General features: G+C 48.4%; 11 protein-coding genes. 6 read left to right on the top strand and 5 right to left on the bottom strand.

Annotated features, from left to right (window positions below; genetic code table 11):
* On the bottom strand, positions 1-500 hold a 500-nt coding region (locus NZM04_04445; GenBank protein ID MCS7063284.1), incomplete at its 3' end, for a diacylglycerol kinase family lipid kinase.
* A 4-nt stretch (positions 501-504) separates the two neighbouring features.
* Positions 505-1,227 (bottom strand): hypothetical protein, encoded by a 723-nt coding sequence (locus NZM04_04440; GenBank protein MCS7063283.1) that lies wholly within the window; start codon positions 1,225-1,227, stop codon positions 505-507.
* Between the two features lie 116 nt (positions 1,228-1,343).
* On the opposite strand from NZM04_04440, the gene queA reads away from it, so the two are divergent.
* Positions 1,344-2,354, top strand: a complete 1,011-nt coding sequence (gene queA, locus NZM04_04435) for a tRNA preQ1(34) S-adenosylmethionine ribosyltransferase-isomerase QueA (GenBank protein MCS7063282.1) — start codon at positions 1,344-1,346, stop codon at positions 2,352-2,354.
* A 9-nt stretch (positions 2,355-2,363) separates the two neighbouring features.
* On the opposite strand, the gene NZM04_04430 is transcribed toward queA, so the two are convergent.
* The 3 genes from NZM04_04430 to hemC are packed head-to-tail and all read right to left on the bottom strand — an operon-like array spanning position 2,364 to position 5,207.
* The gene (locus tag NZM04_04430) at positions 2,364-2,711 is read right to left on the bottom strand and encodes a tetratricopeptide repeat protein (GenBank protein MCS7063281.1); all 348 of its coding nucleotides are present in this window, start codon (positions 2,709-2,711) and stop codon (positions 2,364-2,366) included.
* Positions 2,708-4,276, bottom strand: coding sequence for a uroporphyrinogen-III C-methyltransferase (cobA, locus tag NZM04_04425; protein ID MCS7063280.1), 1,569 nt, complete (start codon positions 4,274-4,276; stop codon positions 2,708-2,710). Before cobA ends, NZM04_04430 begins: the two co-directional genes overlap by 4 nt.
* On the bottom strand, positions 4,260-5,207 hold the full coding sequence (gene hemC / locus NZM04_04420; protein ID MCS7063279.1) for a hydroxymethylbilane synthase: 948 nt from the start codon (positions 5,205-5,207) through the stop codon (positions 4,260-4,262). The genes cobA and hemC overlap by 17 nt, the downstream gene beginning before the upstream one ends.
* 102 nt (positions 5,208-5,309) lie before the next feature.
* On the opposite strand from hemC, the gene rpmG reads away from it, so the two are divergent.
* The 5 genes from rpmG to ribD all read left to right on the top strand — a co-directional run.
* Complete coding sequence (rpmG, locus tag NZM04_04415; GenBank protein ID MCS7063278.1) at positions 5,310-5,477, top strand: 50S ribosomal protein L33; 168 nt, start codon at positions 5,310-5,312, stop codon at positions 5,475-5,477.
* Positions 5,478-5,490: 13 nt separating this feature from the next.
* The gene (locus tag NZM04_04410) at positions 5,491-6,066 is read left to right on the top strand and encodes a transcriptional repressor (GenBank protein ID MCS7063277.1); all 576 of its coding nucleotides are present in this window, start codon (positions 5,491-5,493) and stop codon (positions 6,064-6,066) included.
* Positions 5,982-8,009, top strand: a complete 2,028-nt coding sequence (locus NZM04_04405) for a phospho-sugar mutase (protein ID MCS7063276.1) — start codon at positions 5,982-5,984, stop codon at positions 8,007-8,009. The genes NZM04_04410 and NZM04_04405 overlap by 85 nt, the downstream gene beginning before the upstream one ends.
* Before the next feature lie 19 nt (positions 8,010-8,028).
* Complete coding sequence (gene ftsY / locus NZM04_04400; protein ID MCS7063275.1) at positions 8,029-8,874, top strand: signal recognition particle-docking protein FtsY; 846 nt, start codon at positions 8,029-8,031, stop codon at positions 8,872-8,874.
* A 5-nt stretch (positions 8,875-8,879) separates the two neighbouring features.
* Positions 8,880-9,391, top strand: a 512-nt coding sequence (ribD, locus tag NZM04_04395) for a bifunctional diaminohydroxyphosphoribosylaminopyrimidine deaminase/5-amino-6-(5-phosphoribosylamino)uracil reductase RibD (GenBank protein ID MCS7063274.1), incomplete at its 3' end; no start/stop codon positions are given.

Genomic DNA, 9,391 nt, shown 5'->3' with positions numbered 1-9,391 from the left:
GAAAGAATGTAGCTCAAAGGTCCAAGTTGTCTTTTGCTCTCCCAAGTAGTGAGCTGCACGACTTGTGCGTCAAAGCCAATACCGGCGAGTTGGATGAAGCGTCGATGATCCAAGCGCGGGAGATCTATATGTCGTATTTTATTTTGCAAAATGATAGACCAAGCTTCATCTAGTCTTGCTGGAATCCTGATTTCATGGGCAAAGACATTCATCGTGCCAAGCGGAAGCACACCCACTTGTATCGCACCTCTCTCTAGCATCGAAAAAGGGATACCGTTTATCACCTCATTCAAAGTCCCATCTCCACCTGCTGCGACAATCGTGCTGTAACCACTTCTGATGGCCTCCAAAGTAAGAGGTAAAGCATCTCCGATGGATTGAGTTTCAAAAATCGTTGCTCGTCGATTGACGATCCGACTAAGTTGATTCAGCACTTGCGCGGCTTTTTCACTATTTGCGGTAGGATTGAAAATTATAGCTATCCGACGTTCATCTGACATAGAACTAGCCCCTGATCTCCACCGTGGCGTGTAATTTCTGACGCGTAAGATGATCCAGCGACAGCAAGACACTACCCCATATCGCTGTGATGAAGACCAGTATTGGAATTTGAAGGAGTGTAGGCATAGAGTAGATCAAAATGGTCATCGGAATCCAAAAAGACCAGTTTGTAATGAGAAACGGAATCACTCTTCGGGCATAAATTCCTTTTCTTTGTTGCCATAATTTTGAAAACGAAAAACCCGCATCGCGCCATTCAAAGACAGCAGCCATATACGGGGCAATGATTAGTGGTGCATAAAAAAATTGGTCGAGGATAACCTTTTTGAGGATTGTAAGAGGGTCGGGTTCTGTCCCGAAAAGTGCGTTCTGTATAGCGTAAAGACGATCTGCCCCCATGCCCCCAATACCGATGACAACGAAAAGGAAAAGCGCATCAGATACGTTTTTGCGTTTCCACTTCCCTTTTTGAAGAGTGTAAACTCTCAATACCTCAGCCAGCAATCCACCTGCAAAGCCGGTCATAACGAAAGACGCAGCTAGACCGCCCGCACTTCTAAAATGAGCTAATGCTTCAAGGAGAGTTACAGTCGGTGGATAAAAAAAGTATGCGAAAACAAAAATCGCGATGATTGTTTGCCCGCCGAGACAAGGAAGTAGGTTTTCTTTTGCTGCGCTCAAACTCAGACGAAAAGCCTGTCGCCATGGATGGTCATGATGAGACATTGCGGTCGCTAGGCTAGCTTGCAAAGAAACAGGTTGGCAATTGCCCATTCAAAAGCGCGACGCCACGTGCATTTCCAAATCGTCTTTATCGACTACCATAAATACTTGGAAAGATTATGCATCGCCTAAGTGATTACGATTTTGATCTGCCGGAGGAACTGATTGCGACCAATCCGACTAGCCGTCGCGACGCCTCTCGATTGATGGTTCTGAGGCCATCTGAAGGTCGGTGGGAACATCGTTTTTTTTATGAGTTACCTCAGATTCTGAATCCGCAAGAGGATCTCTTAGTCTTGAACGATAGCCGGGTGATTCCGGCATATCTAGAAACAGAGGATAGGTCTATTCAACTTCTGCTAACAGAAGCCGTATCTTCGCAGGAATGGATTTGTCTTGCCCAGCCCGCTAAAAAACTAGCACTGGGAAGAAGTCTAGTATTTAGGCGCCACCAAGGAGGCCGGATTGAAGCCAAGGTGACAGAGATTTTATCTGATGGCCGACGTCGTTTGCTTTTCAGCGAATCATTTAATCCGGAGGATATAGGAGACACACCGCTGCCGCCATATATTTTAAAACGCCGCGCGGCACTACAGGAACAAATACGCAAAATCGAAGATCGCGAACGATACCAAACAATCTATGCCCGCAGAGACGGCTCAGTAGCTGCCCCGACAGCCGGTCTCCATTTCACAGCCGAGTTGTTGAGTCAATTTCGTTATGCAACGGTGACTCTGCATATAGGCGTCGGCACATTTCGGCCAGTAAAGGTGGAAAATATTCACGATCATGTGATGCATACTGAACAATACGAAATACCAGAAGGCTTTGAAGAGGCTTACACACAAGCAAAGCGTGTAGTGGCTGTAGGAACTACTTCGATGCGTGTGTTGGAATCTGCGCCTAACTTAAGTCCACACAAGGGGAGCACATCTATTTTTATTAAACCCGGCTTCGAATTTAAACGCGTAGATGCGTTAATTACGAATTTTCATTTACCCCGATCCACTTTGCTCATGCTCGTCGCAGCGTTTGCAGGGTATGAATTTATGAGAGCCGCCTACAATGAAGCGATAAGGGAGCGCTACCGTTTTTTCAGCTACGGGGATGCGATGTTGATTTTGCCTTAAGCTTCGGTCTCAAGGGTGGTGGGTTTGAGTTGAACTTAACTTGCCACCCCAAGAAAGGATGCGGGACTTCGCGGAGGCAGACTCGGCGGCTTCGATGTGGCCTAGCTTCATCTCGATCATTGATAGGGTTGTCCACAAGACCGGGTCGTTGGTGTTTAGCGCGATTGCTTTTTGAATCGCTTCTGCTGCCTGCGAGTAGTGAGAGAGCTTGTAGTGTGCCATGGCTAGCGCTTGCCAGGCGTCTACATTTTGTGAATCTAGTTGAATTGCCCTTTCGTAACAACGCACCGCCTCATGAAGTTCACCAACGGCTAGGGCGTCGTTGCCTTTTTCGATCCATTCTGTAGAGGTGCTCATCCTAAGTTTACTTTGGAGTGTCTAGAGAGTATTGCAACAATAGCTTCGACGAGAGCGGGTATAGTGTGAGGAGAGGCTTCGATGTCTGGCTTGCAGCCGAATTCATAAAGCGTAGCACTCGTGATAGGGCCGATGGAAGCGAGTAGCGGCCTCGAATCCGGGGGCGCTTTGAGTTTAAGTTTAAACCAGTGCTGAACCGTGCTCGAACTAGTGAAGGTAATGCAATCTGCGCCGTGAGATTCATAGTCTTTGATGACCCATTCTGGAATTTGAGTTTCAGGCCGAGTATAATAAACTTGCCATTCTTCAACTGAAAATGCGGCTTCTCGAAGAAGCTTTGCCAAGGTCTCTGTTGCAAGATTGCTCCGGGGAACTAAAATCTTTGCCTTAGAAGGAAGGCTGTTGATTAAAGCCCGCGCAAGGGACTCAGTTGTGTATTGAGAGGGCATTAAGCTAGGAGAAAGATGATATGTCTTCAGAGCTTCTGCAGTGCCTGGCCCGACGACGGCAATTGAGAGTGATCCCAGTGCACGGATATCGGAGTGTTGTTGAAAGAAATGTTGAAAAAAATAAACGACTGCGTTGGGACTGGTGAAGACTAGCCAATCGTAGTGGTCGGAGAGTTTGTGGATTTGGGATTTTTGAGCCGAAGAAAGTTCTGAAGGTTCTGTGCGGATGGTCGGGATTTCTAGAATCTGGGCGCCTAAAGACCGGAGCTGAGCCGAAAGTGCACTAGCTTGAGCGCGAGTGCGGGTGACGACGATGCGTTTCCCGAACAATGGCTTGTTTTCGTACCAATTCATTTTTGCGCGCAGATGAACGACGGGCCCGATCACACAAACGGCTGGCGGCTTGAATCCAACTGCCTCTGCAAGATCGGTAATGTTCTCGAGTGTGCCAGTGAGAGTTTGCTGTCGAGGCAAAGTGCCCCACCTGATTAATGCGATAGGGGTCTTGGGATCGGCTCCATTTTTGGTTAGAGCAGCGGTGATTGCTCGCAAATGCTCTACTCCCATGAGGATGACTTTTGTGCCATGTAGAGCGGCTAAGGCGTCCCACTGAATGGTGGGTTCGGGCTTGGTTGGATCTTCATGCCCCGTGAGGATGGTAACAGATGAAGCGTATTCGCGGTGTGTTACGGGGATACCAGCATAAGCTGGGACACCAATGGCTGAGGTCACTCCTGGAATGATCTCAAAGGGGATATTAGCATTTGTTAAGACTTCTGCTTCTTCTGCTCCGCGGCCAAAAAGAAAGGGATCGCCGCCCTTTAGACGAGCGACGATGCGACCAGGGCAATAAGCCTGCAGTAAGAGGTTGTGGATTTGATCTTGGGTAAGAGTATGTCGAGAGGATTGTTTGCCTGCGTAAATAATATGGGCGTTAGGTTTTGCAAATGAGAGAATTTCGGGATTGACGAGATAGTCATAAATTAGGTGATCGGCAGCGGAGATGATTTGCAAAGCGCGAATTGTAAGCAGACCTACATCGCCGGGGCCGCATCCTACTAGATAAACACCGGAGCGAACGTGAGCAGGAAATAAAAAATCATGAGCGAGGGACATAAGAGGCGGAGGATTGTTCAAAAAGCTTTGCGAGACGCTGTGCCAATGTAACAGGAGACGTATCTGGAGGTGCTGAAAGGCCGTATTTACGTGGCGCGAAGCCAGCGGGCTCGAAGAAAGCCTGAATTGAGGCAGCGTGCGTTTGGTATTCAGCGAAGGCGGCAACAGGAGCAAGGCATCCTCCTCCTAGAGCCTGGAGAAAAGCGCGTTCAGCCGTTACAGCCTGAGCTGTGCGAGGATCATGTATGGGAAGTAGAAGGTCTTGAATGAGTTTATCGTCTTGACGTGTCTGGATCGCTAATGCCCCTTGTCCTGGAGCCGGCAGAAGAACATGCAAGGGAATAGGAGCAACGAAGATTTCCTTGGGAACAGAGAATGAGAGGCGAGCCAGCCCCGCTCGTGCCAGAATAATGGCATCCAAGGATGGATCTTGTATGAGTTTTTGGATTCGAGTTCCAACATTACCGCGAATAGGCCGAACGCAGAGATCCGGCCTGATAGCAAGAATCTGCGAGCGACGACGAGGACTACCCGTGCCAATCGTAGAATGTTCAGGTAGATCGAGAAGAGGATTGAACGAAGTTGTGGGCATCTTGGAAATGAGGAGATCTTCTGCAAAAACTCGCTTGGGAATAGCGGCGACGATAAGGGTATCATGGGTAGAAGCGGTGGGTAAATCTTTGAGACTATGAACAACCATATCCACTTGTTTTTCTAAAAGCGCATTTTCAAGAGCACCCGTGAACCAACCCTTTTCAAAGGACGTCGGCTGAGCAGCATCAGGTAAGGATTGCAGTTCATCACCATAGGTAGAAATGGTCTTTAGGGTGATGTTCAAATCTGGATGATAATGAAGAATCTGATCGCAGATTTGCGTTGACTGGGCGATAGCAAGAGGACTCCCTCGAGTGCCGATAATTATCGAGGTCATGCGACAGTAAGCTTAAAGATTGTTCTAATAATATCAAAACTTTGATTAAGCTTCTTAAGCCTTCTTGACAATATTCAGACGTTTTTTGATACTGCAGGTATTATGCCTAGAGAAACTATTATCCTCGAATGCACGGAAGCTGCTAAGGAAGGCAAACCACCATCTCGTTACAAAGGAAGTCGAAATAAGAAGCTGCAACAAGAGCGGATCGAACTCAAAAAATACAACCCTTATCTCAAGCGTAGGACGCTGCATCGTGAAATAAAGTAGTATCAGGCATATCGTGCGATCCTCTTCTAAAGGTTCATCTGCGGTATTACCAAAGGATACCCACTCCTCCCCTGTCTTAGCTCCTAAGCCAGAAGCAATCGCTTGGTTGCAACATCATGGCTACCGTGTTACTCAAGCACGGGTGATTATGATCCAGATCCTGCTTGCTTCAGCAAGGCCGATCACCCTTGCATCGCTCGAAGGAACAGCATCCAGCTTGACGTCTATTAACTTCACCACGGCTTATCGTTTCCTTCGCGATCTCGAGTCCAGAAGGCTCCTACAAATGCACGTATGGAAAGATGGCCAAACGCGATACGAGCTGCGCACGGGAGCAAGACATGCTGGTTGTTCAGAGCACGATCATCATCATTATGTGATTTGTAACGTTTGTCAGACTACTCATCCCATCCCCTCAACCCAAGGCATCGAGGACTTGCAGAGAAAAATTGAAACAGAATTAGGCTTTAGTTCCCTCGCACATGTTCTTGAGTTTTTTGGGACATGTCGGGATTGCTCCTCACGCACAAAGACAAACGTTCAAAAGCTCAACAAAAAAACAAAAAAGTCCACCGCCCGCCTGAGATGAAAACACCCTGTGAACTCGAACCTCAAATCAAAAAAGCTCTGGAAAATAATCTTCTTTCTCCATCCAGCGTTGAAAATCTTCTAGCTTACTTAGCCCAGCCTGACCTTACGCCAGTCGAGCACGCTTCCATAGCAGAGCTTGTTGAGACGCAACAATTCACGGAGCTTAATAACCGTTTCTACAAACATCTTGCTTTCGGCACGGGTGGAATACGAGGTCGAACAATAGCCCATAAAGTCACCCAAGCAGAGCTCGGTAACCGCGCAACTCCCAATCCACCAGAGCATCCAGCAACAGGCACGGCGGTCATCAATACGCGCAACATCCGCCGGGCCGCTTTAGGATTGGGTCAATATTTGAAAAAAGCCTTTCCTGGTATTGAGCCCCTGAAGGTCGTCATCGCTCATGATACGCGCCATTTTTCTCCCCTCCTTGCTCGCACTTCAGCTGAAGCGCTCGCTTCGCTCGGCATACACGCTTATTTGTTTTCTGAGGATCGCTCTACACCCCAGCTTTCATTCACTGTTCGACATCTTCAAGCTCATGCAGGGATTGTGATTTCAGCAAGTCACAACCCGCCACACGATAATGGCTTCAAATGTTATTTTTCGGATGGAGGTCAACTTGTCGAACCCCACGCTTCCGCAGTCATCGCGGAAGTTAAAGCACTTACGACGGCATCCCCACCGCCTCAAACCACTAATTCGAAAGGGCAAATCAAATACCTGAGTTCTGATGCCGATCAGGCTTATCTACAGGCTCTACAAGAGGTAATTCTTGACCACGAACTCCTTGCCTCATCCGCCTCAAAACTTTTAATCACATACACGGCGCTTCATGGAACTGGAGCACGAATAATCCCCACACTTTTGAAATCGCAAGGATTTACTCTGCACACTGTAGCTGAGCAAATGCGCCCCGATGGGGAATTCCCAACAGTCGCCTCCCCCAACCCTGAGAATGCGGAGGCCCTCACTATGGCTATCGAATGTGCTAAAAACAACGGCTCTTCACTTGTCATCGCTACTGACCCAGACTGTGATCGCATGGGGATCGCCGTCCGCGATCGATCAGGGGAATTCCACACCCTTACCGGGAACCAAATTGGCTCAATCCTCGCCTACTATCGAACTTCTACCCACTTTCGTCTTGGCCTTCTAAACGCATCGAATGCATCTCGCGCTGTGCTTATCAAAACTTTTGTTACAACGGATCTTCAAGCAGCCATCGCCCAGCATTTCGGACTTCGACTCGTGAATACATTGACTGGATTCAAATACATCGGCGAAAAGCTGCTCGAATATGAAAAAGCCGCACAAATACCGGATTATGCTCGACAACCTCTGAATATTCGTCGCTCAGCACTCCTCTCACGCTCATCGTATTTCGTCTTTGGCGGAGAAGAAAGCTACGGATACTCTGGCGGTGATTATGTTCGCGATAAAGACGCAAACGCTGCAGCATTAATGATCGCCGAGGCTGCTCTATACGCGCAGTCTCAAAACCTAACGCTGCTTGAGTATCTCGATAAAATCTACTTACAATTTGGATATTATATCGAGAAGCTCGGAACTCTGACTTTTGAAGGCGCAACCGGTGCGACCACCATCTCTCGCCTGCTTAAATCCTATCGTGAGAGTCCTCCCCAAACGATGCAAGGGCTTGGTGTCACTCAAATTCAAGACTTCGAGCGTCACGACTTCTTCGATGCCGATGGAAAAGCGATTCCCAAAGAGATGATGCTGATTTACACGCTTGCCGATGGTTCAAGAATGGCCGTAAGAGGATCAGGCACTGAACCAAAAATTAAATTTTATTTCTTCACAAAAGCTGCGGTTCCCTCACCTGAAAGCCTTCCAGAGGTGAAAAAACGCTGTCAGACCTTTCTCAACAGTTGGTGGCAACAGGTGCAAGAAGACGTAAAACGCCGCACCGCACAATAACTATCTTCTGCCTTTATTCATGAGCTTTTGGAAGAAACTCATCCAAAAATTTATCCCTTCCCGACCTGAGCAAGATATAGATTGGGAAGCTCTATTGATCGAGGCTGACCTCGGTGTCTCCCTGTCCTTGCAGCTCGCAGAGGAGTTGCAACGCCGAAAACTGCACCGATCCCCCGAAGATGCTGAGAGCTTTTTGCGAGAATTCCTCATCCAATTAACCACTCCACCAATTTTAACCTCGCCTAACGAACGCCCAGAGGTCATTCTCCTAGTAGGTGTAAACGGCTCTGGTAAGACGACGACTGCAGCTAAGCTTGCATATCGCGCGAAAAAACAAGGACGTCTAGTTTCATTGGCAGCCGCAGATACTTTTCGAGCCGCTGCAGTTGATCAACTCGCCGTGTGGGGCGAGCGCCTTCAAATCCAGGTCCTAGCTGGCCCGCCCAATTCTGATCCAGCCGCTGTCGCCTATCGCGCCTTAGAACTAGCTCTAAAAGAATCGCATGATTTATTGATCGTGGATACGGCAGGCAGGCAACCAAACAAGCACAACCTGATGCAGGAGATAGCAAAAGTTAAACGCACTCTCAATAAACTCATGCCCTCAGCACCCCATCACATTTGGCTCGTCGCGGATGGCACATCGGGCTCCCACGTTCTCGATCAAGTCAAAGAATTTCATACAGCTCTCTCCCTCACCGGGCTTATTATGACAAAATGCGACTCTTCAGCACGACAAGGAATGATCGCTGCCGTTCGCCATGAATACAAGATCCCAACCCTATATACCGCTTCAGGAGAGTCACCTGAAGATCTTGATCCTTTTGATCCGCAGCGTTACGTGACGGAATTTTTTCAACGCTGAAGTGCATGCCTTCTACTTCTTCATCTTGGCCAGAGGCAAACGATTACCGGTTTATGAAGCAAGCGTTGCGTCTGGCATCGCGAGCCAAAGGCCTTACATCGCCCAATCCTACAGTCGGCGCTGTGATCGCATACAAGGGGCAAGTTGTCGCTCAAGGTTATCATCGCGGTGCTGGACAACCCCACGCTGAGATTGTAGCGATCCAAAACGCCCACCGTGCGGGTTATCGCAATCTGTCTCGCTGCACACTATATGTGACGCTTGAGCCATGCAGCACCTTTGGTCGCACGCCTCCATGCACAGATGCAATCATCCAAGAGAAGTTTCAACGCGTGGTTATCGCAGCTTTAGACCCGAATCCTCAACACAGCGGCCGTGCCCTCTCTCTTCTCAAACAAGGAGGCATCCAAGTAGAGCATGGATTGCTGGCTGAAGAAGCAAACTTGTTGAATCGAGATTTTAATTTTTACATCGTCAATCGCATGCCATGGGTCGTGGCTAAATACGCAATGAGCTT

The sequence above is a fragment of the Candidatus Methylacidiphilales bacterium genome (assembly GCA_025056655.1).
GTDB lineage: Bacteria > Verrucomicrobiota > Verrucomicrobiia > Methylacidiphilales > JANWVL01 > JANWVL01.
This window is presented reverse-complemented; position numbering and strand designations above follow the sequence as displayed.